Genomic DNA, 16,777 nt, shown 5'->3' with positions numbered 1-16,777 from the left:
GCCCCGCCCCTCCGGCGCCGCGCCCGGCAAGAGCTCCACCTGGGGACGGTCGCCGAAGCGACGAAACCCGCTCCGGTACAGTGAATGGCGTAAGACCCTCACCGCGCGACCTGACCGCCGCATAGATAGGCCTCACCCCACGTGACCACTCCTGCGACGCCCGCCGACCAGTCGGCGCCCGCCGCGTCGACCGAGATCTCCGGCGAATCCGAGGCGGCGAACACCCCCGACCGTCCGCTCCGCATCCTCATCGGCGCCGACACCTTCCTCCCCCACGTCAACGGGGCTGCGCGCTTCGCCGAGCGCCTGGCCGCCGGACTCGTCGCCCGCGGCCACGACGTGCACGTCGCGGCGCCGGCCGTCGACCGTCGCGGCGCCGGGTCGGCGACAGAGACCATCGAGGGTCAGCCGGTTCCGATGCACCGGCTTCCGGCTTACCGCTTCTTGCCGCACGACTGGCTCACCTTCGTGCTGCCGTGGCGGTCGAAGCACTACGCCCGCCGGCTGCTCGACGAGATCAAGCCCGACGTCGTGCACATCCAGTCGCACATCATCGTCGGCCGCGGACTCGCGCGCGAGGCGCGCAAGCGCGGCATCCCCGTCGTCGCGACCAACCACGTGATGGCCGAGAACATCCTCGACTTCACGACCCTCCCCGATTTCCTCGACCGCATCTTCGTCAAGCTCGCCTGGGCCGACGCCGAGCGCACGTTCAAGATGACGCGCGCGGTGACCACGCCCACGCGTAAAGCGGCCGACTTCCTCGAGTCGACCATCGACATCTCGGGCGTCATCCCGATCTCGTGCGGCATCGACCGCTCGAATTATCGCCCCGACCTCACGCCTCGCGACGCGAACCGCATCCTGTTCGTCGGCCGCCTCACCACCGAGAAGCACATCGACGTCGTGCTCACGGCCCTGTCGCAGCTCGACCCCGCGCTTGATGTGACCTTCGACGTCGTCGGCGGCGGCGACCAGCGCGCCAAGCTCGAGGCTCTCGCGCAACAGCTGGGGGTCGCGTCCCGCGTGACCTTCCACGGCCACGCCTCGGAGGAAGACCTGCGCACGCTGTACTCGCGCGCCAGCGTGTTCGCCATCGCGTCGATCGCGGAGCTGCAGTCGATCGCGACGATGGAGGCCATGGCCTCCGGGCTGCCGATCGTCGCGGCCGACGCCGTCGCGCTGCCGCACCTCGTGCATCACGGCGAGAACGGCTACCTCTTCACGCCCGGCAACGCCGAGGAGCTCGCCGCACGGCTGACCGACGTGCTCACCGCCTCGGCGGACGACCGCGAGCGCATGCAGCAAGCCTCCCTCGATGCCGTCGCGGTGCACGACATCACGCGCACCCTCGACACCTTCGAGGCGCTGTACCGCGGTCGACCGCTGCCGGAGTAGCCGCGTGCACGTCGTAATGTTCGCCGACCAGCATCTCGAGTCCCTCGGCGGTGCGCAGGTGTCGATGCGACTGCAGAAGCGATTCCTCGAGCGCGCCGGCCACGTCGTCACGGTGGTCGCGCCGCGCCTGCACCGACCCGCCGCGCACGATCCCTCCTACCTCGATCTCCCCTCCCTGCCGATCACGGTCGACCGCGAGTACGCGCTCGCCTGGCCGGGCGCCCGCACCGATCGGTTCCTGGATGCCGAGATGGGTGCGCGCCTGCCCGTCGACGTCGTGCACGTGCAGGCCGATTTCTGGGGTGCCTTCATCGGTCACCGCTACGCCGAGCGCCGCGGTCTGCCCGTCGTGCACACCATGCACAACCGCGTCGACGTGGGCATCGAAGCGACCGCTCCCTTCCCGGGCCTCGTGCTGCGCGCACTGAACGCCTGGGCACGTCGGGTGCTGCCGGGTGTGGGCGCGGCCGATGCTCGCACAAACCCACAGATCTCGCACGATTCGGCAGGGAGACTGCGAGGATCGCGCGAATCTGCCGGGGGAGCGCATGCCGTGGCCCGCGGCGCGGGACAGCACGATGCTGCCGACGGCTGGGCGTACCTGCGTCGCCTCGCCCGCCTCTCCCACGCGGTCACCGCCCCGTCCGCTCACTTCGCGCAGCGCCTCGAGCGACACGGGGTCGCCGACACGGTCGACGTCATCTGGAACGGTATCGACGACGACGCGCTCGATGCCGCCCTCGCGGCCGGACGCACAGCACGTCGCCCGGGCCGTCCGCGCTTCGTCTGGCTCGGCCGGATGAGCCCCGAGAAGCGGCTCCTGCCTTTCCTCGAGGCGGTCGCGGAGTCCGGCATCGACGCTGAGGTCGAGATCATCGGCGGCGGTGCGCAGCTGCGCGCCGCACGGAGAGTGGTGGAGCGGCTCGCGCCCACGGCATCCATCGTCTTCTCCGGCCGCCTGCCCTACGCAGAGACCCTCCGCCGGCTCGCCGACGCCGACGCCGTGGTGCAGACCTCGATCGGGTTCGAGACGCAGGGCATGACGGTGTTCGAGGCCGCCTCGCTCGGCACCCCCGCCGTCATCAGCGACCCCGACATCGGCGCCGAGCTCGGCGCGGGAACCTGGACGGTTCCGGATGCCACGGTCGCAGCTCTCGCAGAGACCCTTCGCCGCGCGGCCGCCGACATCGCCGCCGGGTCGCCGGTCACGCCCGATGCGAGCGTCGCGGAACGCTTCCGCCAGTCGTCGCGCACGGCGGCGATGGTCGCCGTCTACGAGCGAGCGGTCGCCGCGGGGCGCTGACCCGGCGGGTCCTACGCCCGCCGGGTCTCGGCCGTGCCGGAGCGGCGCGTGCCGCCTCGTCGGGTCATTCCGTCCCCACGATGCGCAGCGGGGCAGTCGCCGGCGAGGCCGACGGCAGGGTGATGTGCATGCTCGGGCGTGCGGCTTCGACCGCGGGAGCGGCCTGAACCGTCGTCTCCCGCGAGCGGGTCGAGCGGGTCGAGCGGGTCGTGTGGGGCGACGACGACGCGACGCGCGACGGGTCGGTCGGAATGCGCCCGTATCCGTCGGTACGGACGAGCCACACGGTGCCGACGACGCCGGCGAGGGACAGGATGCCGAGAGCGATGAAGTAAGCCATGGCAGAAAAACTATGTCTAGAGGAATCATGCCCGCGAGTGGCATGATGGACGGTGTTCGTCAGATTCCTGCCACACCGGAGGTACGCTCATGCGCTCGGTCGCCGTCGTCATCCAACCCGGCTTCGCGCCCTTCGAGTTCGGCCTCGCCTGCGAGGCGTTCGGCCTCGACCGGAGCGACGACGGCATCCCGAACTTCGACTTCCGCATCGTCGCTCCCGACCCGGGCGTCATCCCCTCCAACATCGGCTTCTCGGTCAACGTCGAGCTTGGCCTCGATGCGGCGGCCGACGTCGACATCCTCGTCCTCGCGCCGATCCCCCGCGAGCAGTGGGGCGCCGTCGACCCGCGTGTGATCGAGTCGGTCCGCGCCGCGCACGCACGCGGTTCATGGTTGCTCAGCGTGTGCAGCGGGTCGTTCGTCATCGCGGCATCCGGGGTGCTCGACGGCAAGCGCGGCACGACGCACTGGCGGTACGCCGACGTCATGGCGCGGATGTATCCGGCGATCGAGGTCGATCCCGACGTGCTCTACGTGCAGTCGGGCAACATCATCACGAGCGCGGGAACAGCCGCAGGACTCGATGCGTGCCTTCACCTGCTGCGCCAAGAGCTCGGGTCGGAGCTCACCAACCGCATCGCCCGGCGCATGGTCGTGGCGCCGCAGCGCGACGGCGGACAGGCGCAGTTCATCGCCTCGCCGATCCCGATCGACTCGTCGCTGTCGCTCGCGCCGGTGACCGAGTGGATGCTCCAGAATCTGGATGCCGAGCTCTCCGTCGACCGGTTGGCGGCGCGCGCCCACATGTCCGCGCGTACCTTCGCCCGGCGGTTCAAGGCCGACCTCGGCGCGACCCCGGCGGCGTGGCTCGCCCGCCAGCGGCTGCTCCACGCACAGCGCCTGCTCGAAGAGACCGACCTCGGTCTCGACCGGATCGCGTCGGAATGCGGCTTCGGTTCCGCGGCGGTGCTCCGGCAGAACTTCGCGCGCACGATGGGACTCACCCCCACCGCGTACCGCGCGCGGTTCTCGTGCGCGGGCTCGGGTGAGGTGGCCCCCGCGGCCGAGGCCGAGGTCGGGGCCGCAGCGGCTGAGGCGGTACCGGCCTGAGGGATGCGTGGACGGCTCGTCCCCCGGGCAGGACGCGCGCGGGACGACGCTCCCCGCGAATCGCGCCCCGATGTCAGGAGTGGGCAGCGACGAAGGCGGCGTGATCGGCGCGGGCGAGGTCGGCGTAGGCGAATGCCCAGTCGACGAGCGCCTCCGTCAGAACGCGGCCCGACCCGACGTATCCCGCGATGTCGGGAGCGTGGGGAGATTGCGCGTGCGCGCGGGCGAGGGTGACGGCGCAGGCCTGCGCGTAGCGGCGGAAGGGCTTGTTCGACAGCTCGACCATCTCGATGCCCCCCTTCATGTCGTGGAACTGCCGCACGTAGAAGTCGGCGTCGCTGCCGCGCACGTGGCCGAGGAAGGGGTCCGAGACGCCCTGCAGGACGCGTTGCAGGGCGACCACGCGCGCGCCTTCCCCCTCGGCCGCGACTAGGGAGACGAGCGATTCGGGCTGACGGATGCCGCCGAACTGCTGCAGCACGCTCGGGCCGGCTTGCTTGCCCTGGAGCAGGAGCGCGTGTCCGTCCCCGTCTTGCAGAAGCAATAGGTAGCAGCGGGTGCCGACGCTGCCGACGCCGACGACGCGCCGGGCGATGTCGGTGAGGTCGTACTGTTCCAGGGTCAGACGCACGTCCACGTTCGCCGAGGTGCGGTAGGCGCCGTCGACCGCGAGGACGCGGGCGGCCACCTCCGCGTCGACCGGGGTCATGGTCGGGGGTCTGTGGGTGAAGACGAGGCGGCCGGAGCCACCGTCGGCGGTCAGTCGTCGAACTGCGCGCGCACCGGTACGACGTTCGGCATCCGCCATGGCGCGCTCGAGGACCACGCGCGAGGCCCGGTCGAACGAGTCGATCACCTCGCGCGGGCCGAAGTGTTCGAAGTAGCGCTCGACGGGGTCCTGCTCGACGCGGGATCCGATCGCGCGAGCGTACGCGCGCACCGTGCTCACGACGGCATCACGCACGACGGCGAGGTCGCGATCGCTCTCCGCCCCGGCGAGGACCACGCTGGTGACGAGGCGCTTCAGGTCCCACTCCCAGGGCGCCCATGCGGCCTCGTCGAAGTCGTTGAGATCGAACACGAGCGTGCGTTGAGGGGAGGCGTAGAAGCCGAAGTTCGCCACGTGCGCATCCCCGCAGGAGGCGACGTGGATGGGGGTCGAGGGGTTGCGAGCGAGGTCGGCCGCCTGCACGGCGGCGGAGCCGCGGTAGAAAGCGAAGGGCGTGGCCGACATCCGTTCGATGCGCAGAGGAACGAGTTCGGGGATGCGTGCGGCGTTCTGCGCATCGAGGATGCCGAGCGGGTCGCGTCCCTCCGTGGTGAGCAGGCCGAGATCGCTTCGCGGGGTGCGCGTGCGCGCCTCTCGGCCGCGGGCGCGGCGTTCGGCGGTGGAGGGCGGCGGGTTCCACGGGATGTCCGGACGCGGCGCGACGGGCTCAGGGGTGCTCACGCGCTCACCATAGTCCTGGCGTGGACGGCATGGCGGTCGACGCCCATGCCGCGGCATCCATTGCCCCTCGCACCACCTCCTGTTAAACTTGAGTCAACGCCGCTCAAGTTTGAGCGAGAGCGAACCCACTTCCAGGAGAACACATGAACGCCGCGCAACAGCCGGGGCAGGAGGACGCGCGCAGCGCCCTCGAGCAGTTCGGCATCAACCTCACCGACCGGGCCCGCCAAGGCAAGCTCGACCCCGTGATCGGGCGCGACGGAGAGATCCGCCGCGTCAGCCAGGTGCTCACCCGGCGTACCAAGAACAACCCCGTGCTCATCGGTGAACCCGGCGTGGGTAAGACCGCGGTCGTCGAGGGTCTCGCCCAGCGCATCGTCGCGGGCGACGTCGCCGAGAGCCTGAAGAACAAAGAGCTGGTCGCCCTCGATATTTCAGCGTTGGTGGCCGGCGCCATGTACCGCGGCCAGTTCGAGGAGCGCCTGAAGAGCGTCCTCAAAGAGATCACCGAGTCCGACGGGCGCGTGATCACGTTCATCGACGAGCTGCACGTGCTGATGGGCGCGGGCGGCGGCGAGGGTTCGGTCGCCGCGTCCAACATGCTCAAGCCCATGCTGGCCCGCGGTGAGCTGCGTCTGATCGGAGCGACCACGCTCGACGAGTATCGCGAGTTCATCGAGAAGGATGCCGCGCTCGAGCGCCGTTTCCAGCAGGTCTACGTCGGCGAACCCACGGTGGAAGACACCGTCGCGATCCTCCGCGGCCTCAAGGAGCGGTACGAGGCGCACCACAAGGTGGCCATCGCCGACGCCGCACTGGTCGCCGCGGCATCCCTGTCGAACAGGTACATCCCGTCGCGTCAGCTGCCCGACAAGGCGATCGACCTGATCGATGAGGCCGCGTCGCGCCTGCGCATGGAGATCGACTCGGCTCCGCTCGAGATCGACGAGCTGCGTCGGCACGTCGACCGCCTCAAGCTCGAAGAGCTCGCCCTGAAGAAAGAGAAGGACGCCGCCTCGAAGGAGCGCCTCGCCGCGCTCCGCGACTCCCTCACCGCCGAGCAGGCCAAGCTCGACGAGCTGCAGGCCCGGTGGGAGCGCGAGCGTGCGTCTCTCAACCGCGTGGGCGAGCTGAAGACGCGCCTCGACGCCGCCCGTGTGGATGCCGAGCGCGCGCAGCGCGAGGGAAACCTCGAGCGCGCGTCACGGTTGCTGTACGCCGAGATCCCGGCGCTGGAGCGTGAGCTCATGCTCGCCGAGCGCGAAGAGCCCGCGGGCGACCGCATGGTCAACGACCAAGTCACCGACGAAGATATCGCGGCGGTCATCGCCGCCTGGACGGGCATCCCGGTCGGGCGCCTGCTGCAGGGCGAGACCGAGAAGCTGCTGCACCTCGAGCGCGAGCTCGGCAAGCGCCTGATCGGACAGCGGGATGCCGTGAAGGCGGTGTCCGACGCCGTCCGTCGCTCGCGCGCGGGGATCAGCGACCCGAACCGCCCGGTCGGCTCATTCCTGTTCCTCGGCCCGACCGGTGTCGGCAAGACGGAGCTGGCCAAGTCGCTCGCCGACTTCCTCTTCGACGACGAGCACGCGATGGTGCGCATCGACATGTCGGAGTACGGCGAGAAGCACTCCGTCTCGCGGCTCGTCGGTGCCCCTCCGGGGTACGTCGGTTACGAGCAGGGCGGACAGCTCACCGAGGCCGTGCGCCGCCGCCCCTACAGCGTGGTGCTGCTGGACGAGGTCGAGAAGGCGCACCCCGAGGTGTTCGACGTGCTGCTGCAGGTCATGGACGACGGCCGACTCACCGACGGCCAGGGTCGCACGGTCGATTTCACGAACGTCATCCTGATTCTGACAAGCAACCTCGGCTCGCCGATCCTGATCGATCCGACTCTGTCGATGGATGCCAAGACGCAGCAGGTGCAGGCGCTGGTGCGCCAGGCCTTCAAGCCCGAGTTCGTGAACCGTCTCGACGACATCGTGATCTTCCAGGCCCTCAGCCAGGACGACCTCGCCCAGATCGTCGAACTCGCCGTCGACGCGTTGCACAAGCGGCTCCGCGAGCGCCGCCTGACCCTCGCGGTCACTCCCGACGCACGGTCGTGGCTTGCCGAGCGCGGCTACGACCCGGTGTACGGCGCCCGGCCCCTGCGCCGGCTCATCCAGACCGAGATCCAGAATCGCCTCGCGATGGCGATCCTCGCCGGGACGGTCCGCGATGGTGACGTCGTGCGGGTCGATGTGGCCAGTGACGGGGATTCGCTGATGCTGGTCAGCGCGGGGCCGGCGGAGGAGACGGGCGACGACTCCGGCGACGACGTGCTCGAGGCGGAGATCGTCGAATAGCCCACGACGAGAGAGGGGGATGCCGCGCGAGGGCGTGGCATCCCCCTCTCTCGTGCGCGGTCGACCGTACATCGCGCGGTGCCGGCCTCTGCGGGCCCGAGGCCGTTCGCTCATAAACGCTCTTCGTGCGCATGAACGCGTGAGCGGAGTGTTTCTGCGCGCGAATCGCGTTTACGAGCGGGGCGCCGCCGCGGTCGAGCGCATCGGCAGAGCGCCGACACAACGACGAACGCCCGCTGCGCCGGCACCCGGCTGACGGGCTCCGGCGCGACGGGCGTCGTCGCGGGCGGGCCGATCAGTCGTCGACGAGCAGCGACTCCTCGACCGTGCGGCGCTGGCGGGGAGCGAGCTCGCGCTCGCGCAGGCCCTCTTCAGCGGCGTCGATGTCGCCCAGGGCGCCGACGGCGATGACGGTGACGGGCGTGAATCGGGCGTCGATGTCGAAGGCCGTACGCAGGTCGTCGGCGACGAAGCCGCCCATCTGGTGGGTCGCCAGGCCCTCGGCGTGCGCCTGCACGGTGAAGTGGGCGGCGGCCTGACCGCTGTCGTACAGCGCCCACGTGCGGGCTTCGCCGTCTTCGGTCTCGGTCTCGGCGAGGACGACGACGAGGGCGCCGGCGGCGGGGGCCCACGCCTGGTTGAAGCCCATGAGCGCACCGACGAGCTTCTGGTGCGCGGAGGTGCCGCGGCGGGCCACGATGAAGCGCCAGGGCTGGAAGTTCATGCCCGACGGCGCCCAGCGGGCGGCCTCGAGCGCGGAGCGCAGCGCAGACTCGTCGATGGGCGTCTCGGGGTCGAAGACGCGGGTGCTCCAGCGTTCGGCGAGCACGTCGAGGATGGGGGCGTCGGTGGGGGCGGTGCGGTCGAGAACGAGAGACATGGGTACTCCTGAGAACAGATGACGGAACCGGGACGCCGTTGACCCGAACCAGTGAACGCCCATCGCGCGCGAGATGTTCCCCGTGTGACGCCGCGCGTCGTGATCAACCTGGCTACCGCACGGTCGCTCGGCCCACTCGCCCAGAACCGGGCCGGTATCCGCTCGCCGATGTCGCAAAGGGAATCAGTTCGACAGTGATTCCCTGGAGAACATCACTGCGATTACGATGTCATATCGGGAATCATCGAGGGGGTTACCGTGCGCGCTCACATCGAATCACCGGCGGACATCGGCCATGTCGTGCGGCGTATCCGCGAATCGCAGGGGTGGTCGCAGAGGAGACTCGCCGCAGCGCTCGGCGTTGGGCAGCGCTACCTGCACGAACTGGAGGTCGGCCGCGCTAAACGCCTCGACGACCACTACCTTGGGGTGCTCTCCGCGCTCGGGATCACCCTGGTCGCGGACTTCGAGGACACTCTCATCCGCCCCCTGGATGGCGGAGAGACCCCCTCCGGGCGGCCCGACCCGACCTCGAGCGTTGCGGAGTGAGCGTCGATCGTCTTCCTGTCGTGCTGTACGGCACGACGATCGGTCACCTGGAGCGGCAAGGCTCACGCGCCGTGCTGCGTTGGTCGCGGGAGGCGGAGCAGCGGTGGGGCTTACGATCGCGAGCCCTCAGCGCGAGTCTGCGCGTGGGCGAGGATTCCGCCGACCTCAGTGAATCGTTCTTCGGGGCGTTGCTGCCCGAGGGGGAGCACATCGCCCGTCTGGCGCGAGAGATCAAGGTCGACAGGGGAGACCTCGTCGGGCTCCTGGCAGAAGTCGGAGCAGACCTCGCGGGAGCACTGCGGGTCGCCGGCACCGGGGGTGCTCCGCGCCGCGACCCCGAAGCGCTTTCGGCCGCGGAGGTCGCCGCCCTCCTCGAGCGGGCCGACGGCTTCCTCCTCGGAGGCGGCGGGTCCGCCCTGCCGGGATTCCAACGCAAACTCACCCTTACGCGCGAGGGCGGCACGTGGATCCGGGGGAACGGACTTCTCCCCTCGACCCATATCCTCAAGCCCGTGGCGCCGGACGCGCGAAGCGCGGTCGAGGCCGAGGGCTACGCCCTCGCGGTGGCTCGAGAGGTGGGGCTGACCACGATGGGTTCGTGGGTGGAACAGATCGGCACGAGGTGGGTGCTCGTGATCGAGAGATACGATCGCCGCCGTCTCGTTGACCGGATCGAGCGTGTTCACCAGGAGGATGCCGCCCAGGCGCTCGGGATCCCTTGGGGTGGCAATGAGAAGTTCCAGCAGAACGACTCGCGCGCGTCCCTGCGCGCGGTGGCGGGATTGCTGGATCGCGGCGGAAACCTGTTCTCTGCGCGGACCACCGATCGGCTGCGGCTTCTGCGGTACTCCACGTTCAACATCGCCATGGGCAACACCGATGCCCATGCCAAGAACTTCTCGCTCCTGCACGACGAAAGTGCAGCCACCTCCCTGGCTCCGATCTACGATGTCGCGCCTCTCGCCCTCTCGTACGGAGCCACGACGCGTCTGTCGATGTGGGTCAACGGCGTCCAGCATCTGCCAGACGTGACGCGGCAAGACCTCGTCGCCGAGGGAGTCGCCTGGGGGCTGACGGATGCCGCCGCGGCCGCCGCCGTCGACGAGACACTGACAGCCATGGAGGAGGCCACGCGCACCTTGACCGTCCACGACAGCATCGAAGCGCACGTGCCTGGATACGTGCGAGCGCAGGCGCAGAACCTGCTCGCCGGCAAGCCCGCGCGAATCGCCTCTCATTTGCCGCTGATGCTGCACGATCGCCTCGGAACCCCGCAGTCTCGCGAGGGTGGTCAGCCCCCACGCCCTCTCTGACGTGTGCTGCCTCGCGCGGCAGCCGCGAAGCGAACGGAGGCCGGAAGACAGCGGATCAGATCCGTGAAATCCGCTTCACGCGTTCCAGGATGCGGGGCCCGCGGTGCCTGCCGCGTACTCGTCGAGCGGTACCTCGTTCTTGCGCCACGCATCGATGACCGGCTGCACGATTCGCCAGCACTGCTCGGCCGCGTCGCCGCGGACGGCGAGCATTGCATCACCGTCGAGGATGCCGGAGAGCACCTCGCCGTAGGCCTTGAGCGCGCCCTCGCCGAGGTCGGCCGCCAGGGTCACGCGTTCGAGCTCGAGGGGGTCGTCGGCACCGTTGACGTTGAGGCCGAGGCTCATGGTGTCGGGGCCGAGCGAGAACACGAGCTCGGACGGCTCGCTCTCGCCGACGAAGCCGCCGGGAAGGTGTCGCACGGGCTGGAAGGTCACGGTGACAGCCCGGTGTCCGGAGCTGAGCGCCTTCCCTGAGCGCAGGGTGATGGGAACGCCCTGCCACCGGGCATTTCGCACCTCCACCGTCATCTCGGCGAGTGTCTCGGTGCCGCGCGCCGCGTCGACTCCCGGCTCGTCGACGTACGACGAGAAGTGGCGGTCGCCGACGCTGCCCGCGGTGTACCGGGCGCGGCGGGAGTTGCGCACGGGATCGTCATCCCGCACGTGGGTGGCGCGCAGCACCGCCGATGTGGCGTCGCGCAGATCGAGCTGAGTGAGGGATGCCGGGGGCTCCATGGTGACGAACGCCATGACCTGCAGCAGGTGGCTCTGGATCATGTCGACGAGAGCCCCCGCCCCGTCGTAGTAGCCCGCGCGGCCCTCGAGACCCAGGGGTTCGGGGTAGTCGATCTCGACCGAGCCGATGTCGTCGGCCGACCAGACGGTCTCGAGGAGGCGGTTGGCGAAGCGGGCGCCGAGCAGGTTGAGCACGGTGGATCGCCCCAGGAAGTGGTCGATGCGGAACACCTGGTCTTCGGGCACGAGTTTCGCCAGCTGCTGGTTGAGCCGGTGGGCGCTGGCCTCGTCGGTGCCGAACGGCTTCTCGAGAGCGAGGACCGTGCCCTCCGGAATGGTCACGTCGCTCAACGCGAGGCACGACTTCTCGGCGACGGCCGGAGGCACCGCGAAGTACAGGGCGGGTCGGCCCTCGGCGTCGTCGAGGAGTTTCTGCAGATCGGCCGGCTTCGTGATGTCGGCCTGCGAGTAGGTGGTCTCCGAGACGACGGCGAAGGCGCCGTCGGCATCCATCGTCTGGAATGCCGCGTGCACGACCTCGCGCCAGTGTTCGTCGGTCCAGTCCTCCATGCCCGCGCCGTGCAGCCGCACCGACCGGCCGGGTTCGCGCGTCAGCAGCTGGCCGAGGGCGGGCAGGAGCAGTCGAGACGTGAGGTCGCCCGAAGCGCCCAGGATGATGAGGGTTGTGTCCGCGGCCATGCGGCCACCGTAGCGCTCCCCTGCGACACCGGTGCGCCGCTTGCAGCGAGCCCATGGATGCCACTAGCGCGATGCCCGGCCACGATGTCGGTGCCCTCTGCCATGATCCGAGGGTGACCACTCCGATCGAGGATTACGCCGTCCTCAGCAACTGCCGCTCCGCCGCACTGGTGTCCCGCGACGGCAGCGTCGACTGGTTGTGCCTCCCGCGCTACGACAGCGGGTCGATGTTCGCCGCACTCCTCGGCGACGAGTCGCACGGGGCATGGTCGCTGCGCCCGGCCGATCCCGACGCGCGGGCGACCCGGCGGTACGACGGCGACACCTTCGTGCTCGTCACGCGGTGGGAGACAGCGACCGGCATCGCCGACGTGTACGACGCGATGCCGATCGACGGGGGTGTCGACGCCCTCGTGCGACGCGTGGTCGGGGTCTCGGGCGAGGTGGACTTCGTCACCGAGGTGCGCTTGCGCTTCGACTACGCCCGCGCGGTGCCCTGGGTGCGACAGATGGGCCACGGCGGTGAGCACGTCATCCTCGCCGTCGCCGGCCCGGATGCCGTGACGATCCGCGGTCCGCGTCTGATCGCCGTCGACACCACCCACCGCGGCCGGTGGACCACCGCGGCCGGCGCGAGCGTCGACTCGGTGCTGTCGTGGGGTCCGTCGTGGAAAGATGCCCCGCCGGCGTTCGACGTCGAGGCCGCCCTGGAACGCACGCGCGAGTGGTGGGCCGCCTGGGCCGACCGCGTGCCGGCCGGCACGCACGCGGCGCTGGTCACGCGCTCGCTCATGGTGCTCCGCGCGCTCACGCACTCCGAGACGGGTGGCATCGTCGCGGCGGCGACCACGTCGCTGCCCGAGGCTTTCGGGGGCTCCCGCAACTGGGACTACCGCTACGTCTGGCTGCGCGACGCCGCGCTCACGCTGAGCGCCTACATCGATCACGGCTACCTCGACGTTGCTCAGCACTGGCGCACCTGGCTGCTGCGGGCGATCGCCGGCGACCCGGCCGACGTGCAGATCATGTACGGCATCGCGGGCGAACGCGACCTGCCCGAGCGGGAGCTCGAGAGCCTGCCGGGGTACGGGGGAGCGGCGCCCGTGCGCATCGGCAACGGAGCCGTCGATCAGTACCAGGCCGACGTGATCGGCGAGGTGATGGTGGCCCTCGAGGCCGCGCGCGACGCCGGGGTCGAGGAGACGACGTTCTCGTGGTCGCTGCAGCGCGCCCTGCTCGACCAGCTCGCGCACGAGGTCGATAAGCCCGACCTCGGCATCTGGGAGATGCGCGGCGACCCGCACTTCTTCACCCACTCGCGGGCGATGGTGTGGGCGGCGTTCGACCGCGGCATCCGGGCCGTCGAGACCGGCGGGCACGACGGCGAGGTCGGCACCTGGCGCACGCTGCGCGATCGCGTGCGCGCCGACATCGACGCGCGCGGCGTGCACGAGGGCGGGTGGTTCACGCAGCACTTCAACACCGACGAGGTCGACGCGTCGCTCCTCGTGCTGCCACAGGTGGGTTTCTGCGCCTACGACGATCCACGCATGCTGGCCACCGTCGCCCGCATCGAAGAGACGCTCATGCCCGACGGCTGGCTGCTGCGCTATCGCACGACCGGGGTCGACGGACTGACGGGCGACGAGCATCCGTTCCTCGCGTGCTCTTTCTGGCTCGTCGGGCAGTACGCGCACAGCGGCCGGCGCGACGAGGCCGTCGCCCTGATGAAGAAGCTCACGGCCGTGGCGAACGACCTGGGGCTGCTGTCGGAGGAGTACGACCCCACGACCGGACGTCAGGCGGGCAACACCCCGCAGGCGCTCTCGCACCTGGCGCTGGTCGCCGCCGCCGACGCCCTGGATGCCACGGCCCCGCACCACGACGGCTGACCCCGGCCTAGAGTCGTCGCATGGACGACGACGTCGAGTTGCGACGCCTGCGCGAACGCGTGTACGGCGCCGGAGGTGCGCCCGCGACGCCCGCGATGCTCGAGCGGCTCGCCGAGCTGGAGGACCGCTCCCGGCCGGCCCTCGGCGTCATCGACCGGCTCGCACCCGCCGACCCGACCGAGGGTCTCCCCGAGCCGAACCGCGTCGATGAGCCGGACCGCGCGGACGAGCCGGGCGACGTCGATGAGCCCGCGGATACCGCCGCACCCGCATCGCGACCCGTCCTGCGCGGAGTGCTCACCGCGGTCGGAGCGGTCGCCCTCCTCGGCGTGGGATTCGCCGTCGGCTCGGCCGCGACCGCGTCGATGCCCGGCGACCCTGCCGCCACCGCCGACCCCGCCGCGGCGATCTACCCCGAGCTGACCTTCCCGCAGACGATCGAGGACGCCATCTCGGCCGATGTGCTCCGCGACAGTGCGATCGATTCCGGCAGCACCCGGTACATCGGCACGGTCAATGACTTCGACATCTTCTTGGCCCAGCCCGCCGACGGCATCGGCCGCTGCATCGTCACGTTCATTGCGATCGACGATCGACCGTGGTCGGCGGGCTGCGCGAGCGGCACGCAGGAGGGCGCCGCGGTCTTCGGCATCGACGACCGTCTCACGGTCGCGATCGGCGATCCCGACGATTCCGAGATCGACGGCATCCCCATCCGCCTGTCCGAGAGCGTCACCGCGTACGTGGCGCGATAACGCGCGATAACGAAGGAGAAAGCCATGTTCCATCCCGACGGTGCCTACTCGGGCCTCGCGGTCGACGACCTCGAGGCCGCCCATCACTTCTATGCCGAGACTCTCGGGCTCCGCGTCGAGGTGCTCGAGGGTTCGGGCTTCCTCACTCTGCACCTGGGCTCGGGCGGCCGGGTCTTGATCTACGGCGAGCCGCACCATGAGCCCGCGTCGTTCACGGTGCTGAACTTCCCCGTCGCCGACGTCGAGGCCGCCGTCGACGACCTGCGTTCGCGCGGCGTCGACACGAAGATCTACGACAATGCCGACTTCCCAACGGATTCGCGCGGCATCATGCGCGAGGGCGGGCCGCTCATCGCCTGGTTCCGCGACCCGGCCGGTAACGTGCTGGCCGTTCTCGAGGGGTAACGGGAGAGGGGATGGATGCCGGTGTGCCCGGCATCCATCCCCTTCATCACTGAGGTCCCTGAGCGTGTCATAGGGACCGCGCCCTGCACGTGGAGGCGGGTGGCTTCGACGGGCTCAGCCACCGTGGTCGATGGTCCCCGAGCGTGTCGAGGAGACCGGGTCACCCGCGACCGCGGTTCAGCCCTTCAGCGCCTCCGCGAGCTTCACGCGCGCGCCCATGCGCAGAAGCGAGTTGCGATAGATCCGCGCCGCGAGACCGATCGCCAGCACGCACGAGGCGATCAGCACCAGCAGCGACAGCACGGGCTCCCACCACTGCGCGTCACCGAGGTACATGCGCAGCGGCATTCCGACCGGCGCCGAGAACGGCACGTACGACATGATCGTCAGCACGACGGGGTTGTCGTTGAAGAAGATGACCAGGAAGTACGGCGCCATGATCAGCATCGTGATGGGGGTTGTGGTCGCCCCGATGTCTTCCTGACGCGACACCATGGCCGCTGCGGCGGCGAAGAGCGACGCCAGCAGCACGAAGCCGAACAGGAAGAAGATCGCGAACCAGGCGATGGGAGCGCCGAGCGCATCGAGCACCCCGGCCTGCCCGGTGACCGCGAGGCCGATCACCGCGACCGCCGCGAGCAGCACGATCTGCGCCATCGCGAGGATCGTGTTGCCCAGAACCTTTCCGGCCAGCAACGCCCGCACGGGGATCGCCGAGATGAGGATCTCGACCACGCGGGTCTGCTTCTCCTCCACGACGCTCTGCGCGATCGTGCCGCCGAAGGTCGACGCGGCGATGAGGAACACCAGCCCGAAGCCGAGCGCGATCAGGTACCGCAGCGCGTCGGCCGCTCCCGCACCCGGATCGAGCATCTGCACCGGCGGGGTCTCGCTGAGCATCTGCAGCAGCGTCGAGGGTACGTCGTCCTTCACCACGACGGTGTAGTCGAACGCGGCATCCGATGAGCCCGAGACCAGGGCGGCATCCACCGTTCCGTCCTCGACGAGGGCGCGCGCGGCGTCGTCGCTGTCGGACACGGTGACCTCGAGGCCGTCGACGCCCGAGACCGCGCTCTGCGTCTGCGAGGTGACGGCGACCGGAGTGCCGCTGCCCGATGCGTTGTTCGCGGCGAAACCGCCCCAGACCACCGAAGCCAGGGCGGCGACGATGAGGATCGCGGTCGAGATGACGAAGGCCTTGCTGCGCAGCTTCGACCCGATCTCGCGCTCGGCGACGAGCCAGATGCTCTGCAGCTCGCCGGGCGCGCGGCGCGCGGGAGCAGTGGTGGTGTTCATTGGATGACCTCCTTGAAGATCTCGGCGAGAGACGGTTTCTGCGGCGCGAAGCTGGCGACGTCTCCGCGCGCGACGGCGCCGCGAAGGATCCGCTGCGCGGTGGTGTCGTCGGCCGCGTCGAACAGGGCGTAGCCGCCGTCGAAGTCGAGCACGGTGATGCCCGGCTCGTCGCGCACCCATCCGGCATCGCCGCCGGAGACCAGCTCGTAACGGTGGGTCGCGTGCTGAGCGCGGAGGTCGTCGCGGGTGCCGGCGGCGCGGATCGTGCCCCCGGCGATGATGACGAGGTCGTCGCACAACCG

Annotated in this window: 15 protein-coding genes; 9 read left to right on the top strand and 6 right to left on the bottom strand. The window is 70.1% G+C overall.

What is annotated here, in order from left to right; all coding sequences use genetic code 11:
• The first annotated feature begins 141 nt into the window (after positions 1-141).
• Together RWP81_RS06220 and RWP81_RS06215 are read left to right on the top strand one after the other, a co-directional pair.
• Positions 142-1,398 (top strand): glycosyltransferase, encoded by a 1,257-nt coding sequence (locus tag RWP81_RS06220; protein WP_399540555.1) that lies wholly within the window; start codon positions 142-144, stop codon positions 1,396-1,398.
• A gap of 4 nt (positions 1,399-1,402) precedes the next feature.
• Positions 1,403-2,701 carry a glycosyltransferase gene (locus tag RWP81_RS06215; RefSeq protein WP_314453628.1) on the top strand — a complete coding sequence of 433 codons (1,299 nt, stop codon included), beginning with the start codon at positions 1,403-1,405 and terminating at the stop codon, positions 2,699-2,701.
• A gap of 64 nt (positions 2,702-2,765) precedes the next feature.
• Here the strand turns inward: RWP81_RS06215 and RWP81_RS06210 are convergent, their stop codons facing one another.
• Positions 2,766-3,041, bottom strand: a complete 276-nt coding sequence (locus RWP81_RS06210; protein ID WP_314453625.1) for a hypothetical protein — start codon at positions 3,039-3,041, stop codon at positions 2,766-2,768.
• A gap of 89 nt (positions 3,042-3,130) precedes the next feature.
• Between RWP81_RS06210 and RWP81_RS06205 the strand changes: the two genes are divergently transcribed.
• Positions 3,131-4,150 carry a helix-turn-helix domain-containing protein gene (locus RWP81_RS06205; RefSeq protein WP_314453623.1) on the top strand — a complete coding sequence of 340 codons (1,020 nt, stop codon included), beginning with the start codon at positions 3,131-3,133 and terminating at the stop codon, positions 4,148-4,150.
• 73 nt (positions 4,151-4,223) lie between these two features.
• Here the strand turns inward: RWP81_RS06205 and RWP81_RS06200 are convergent, their stop codons facing one another.
• Complete coding sequence (locus RWP81_RS06200; RefSeq protein ID WP_314453621.1) at positions 4,224-5,600, bottom strand: DUF2252 domain-containing protein; 1,377 nt, start codon at positions 5,598-5,600, stop codon at positions 4,224-4,226.
• A 143-nt stretch (positions 5,601-5,743) separates the two neighbouring features.
• Between RWP81_RS06200 and RWP81_RS06195 the strand changes: the two genes are divergently transcribed.
• Complete coding sequence (locus RWP81_RS06195; protein ID WP_314453618.1) at positions 5,744-7,948, top strand: AAA family ATPase; 2,205 nt, start codon at positions 5,744-5,746, stop codon at positions 7,946-7,948.
• Positions 7,949-8,243: 295 nt separating this feature from the next.
• Here the strand turns inward: RWP81_RS06195 and RWP81_RS06190 are convergent, their stop codons facing one another.
• The gene (locus RWP81_RS06190; protein WP_314453615.1) at positions 8,244-8,828 is read right to left on the bottom strand and encodes a nitroreductase family protein; all 585 of its coding nucleotides are present in this window, start codon (positions 8,826-8,828) and stop codon (positions 8,244-8,246) included.
• 258 nt (positions 8,829-9,086) lie between these two features.
• Here RWP81_RS06190 and RWP81_RS06185 point away from each other — a divergent pair, with 258 nt between their 5' ends.
• Both RWP81_RS06185 and RWP81_RS06180 read left to right on the top strand, forming a co-directional pair.
• On the top strand, positions 9,087-9,377 hold the full coding sequence (locus RWP81_RS06185) for a helix-turn-helix domain-containing protein (protein WP_314453612.1): 291 nt from the start codon (positions 9,087-9,089) through the stop codon (positions 9,375-9,377).
• Positions 9,374-10,690, top strand: coding sequence for a HipA domain-containing protein (locus tag RWP81_RS06180; RefSeq protein WP_314453609.1), 1,317 nt, complete (start codon positions 9,374-9,376; stop codon positions 10,688-10,690). The genes RWP81_RS06185 and RWP81_RS06180 overlap by 4 nt, the downstream gene beginning before the upstream one ends.
• 75 nt (positions 10,691-10,765) lie before the next feature.
• Here RWP81_RS06180 and RWP81_RS06175 read toward each other — a convergent pair whose 3' ends face one another.
• The gene (locus RWP81_RS06175; protein ID WP_314453606.1) at positions 10,766-12,127 is read right to left on the bottom strand and encodes a glucose-6-phosphate dehydrogenase; all 1,362 of its coding nucleotides are present in this window, start codon (positions 12,125-12,127) and stop codon (positions 10,766-10,768) included.
• A 113-nt stretch (positions 12,128-12,240) separates the two neighbouring features.
• On the opposite strand from RWP81_RS06175, the gene RWP81_RS06170 reads away from it, so the two are divergent.
• Genes RWP81_RS06170 through RWP81_RS06160 form a run of 3 tightly spaced genes read left to right on the top strand, consistent with a single transcriptional unit; the run spans position 12,241 to position 15,179 of the window.
• Positions 12,241-14,019, top strand: coding sequence for a glycoside hydrolase family 15 protein (locus RWP81_RS06170; RefSeq protein ID WP_314453604.1), 1,779 nt, complete (start codon positions 12,241-12,243; stop codon positions 14,017-14,019).
• Positions 14,020-14,039: 20 nt separating this feature from the next.
• On the top strand, positions 14,040-14,774 hold the full coding sequence (locus tag RWP81_RS06165; protein ID WP_314453601.1) for a hypothetical protein: 735 nt from the start codon (positions 14,040-14,042) through the stop codon (positions 14,772-14,774).
• A gap of 24 nt (positions 14,775-14,798) precedes the next feature.
• Complete coding sequence (locus RWP81_RS06160) at positions 14,799-15,179, top strand: VOC family protein (RefSeq protein ID WP_314453598.1); 381 nt, start codon at positions 14,799-14,801, stop codon at positions 15,177-15,179.
• 177 nt (positions 15,180-15,356) lie between these two features.
• Here the strand turns inward: RWP81_RS06160 and RWP81_RS06155 are convergent, their stop codons facing one another.
• Both RWP81_RS06155 and RWP81_RS06150 read right to left on the bottom strand, forming a co-directional pair.
• A complete protein-coding gene (locus RWP81_RS06155) occupies positions 15,357-16,475 on the bottom strand; it encodes an ABC transporter permease (protein WP_314453596.1) in 1,119 nt (372 codons plus the stop codon).
• On the bottom strand, positions 16,472-16,777 hold a 306-nt coding region (locus tag RWP81_RS06150; RefSeq protein ID WP_314453593.1), incomplete at its 5' end, for a DUF4162 domain-containing protein. The genes RWP81_RS06150 and RWP81_RS06155, both read right to left, overlap by 4 nt.

Origin of the sequence: uncultured Microbacterium sp. (assembly GCF_963521695.1) — a bacterium.
GTDB lineage: Bacteria > Actinomycetota > Actinomycetes > Actinomycetales > Microbacteriaceae > Microbacterium.
This window is presented reverse-complemented; position numbering and strand designations above follow the sequence as displayed.

Excerpts from the sequence above, each read along its gene's own strand:
- RWP81_RS06160 (WP_314453598.1), top strand. The coding sequence starts at position 14,799 with ATGTTCCATCCCGACGGTGCCTACTCGGGCCTCGCGGTCGACGACCTC.
- RWP81_RS06195 (WP_314453618.1), top strand. The coding sequence starts at position 5,744 with ATGAACGCCGCGCAACAGCCGGGGCAGGAGGACGCGCGCAGCGCCCTC.
- RWP81_RS06210 (WP_314453625.1), bottom strand. The coding sequence starts at position 3,041 with ATGGCTTACTTCATCGCTCTCGGCATCCTGTCCCTCGCCGGCGTCGTC.
- RWP81_RS06155 (WP_314453596.1), bottom strand. The coding sequence starts at position 16,475 with ATGAACACCACCACTGCTCCCGCGCGCCGCGCGCCCGGCGAGCTGCAG.
- RWP81_RS06205 (WP_314453623.1), top strand. The coding sequence starts at position 3,131 with ATGCGCTCGGTCGCCGTCGTCATCCAACCCGGCTTCGCGCCCTTCGAG.
- RWP81_RS06165 (WP_314453601.1), top strand. The coding sequence starts at position 14,040 with ATGGACGACGACGTCGAGTTGCGACGCCTGCGCGAACGCGTGTACGGC.
- RWP81_RS06190 (WP_314453615.1), bottom strand. The coding sequence starts at position 8,828 with ATGTCTCTCGTTCTCGACCGCACCGCCCCCACCGACGCCCCCATCCTC.
- RWP81_RS06175 (WP_314453606.1), bottom strand. The coding sequence starts at position 12,127 with ATGGCCGCGGACACAACCCTCATCATCCTGGGCGCTTCGGGCGACCTC.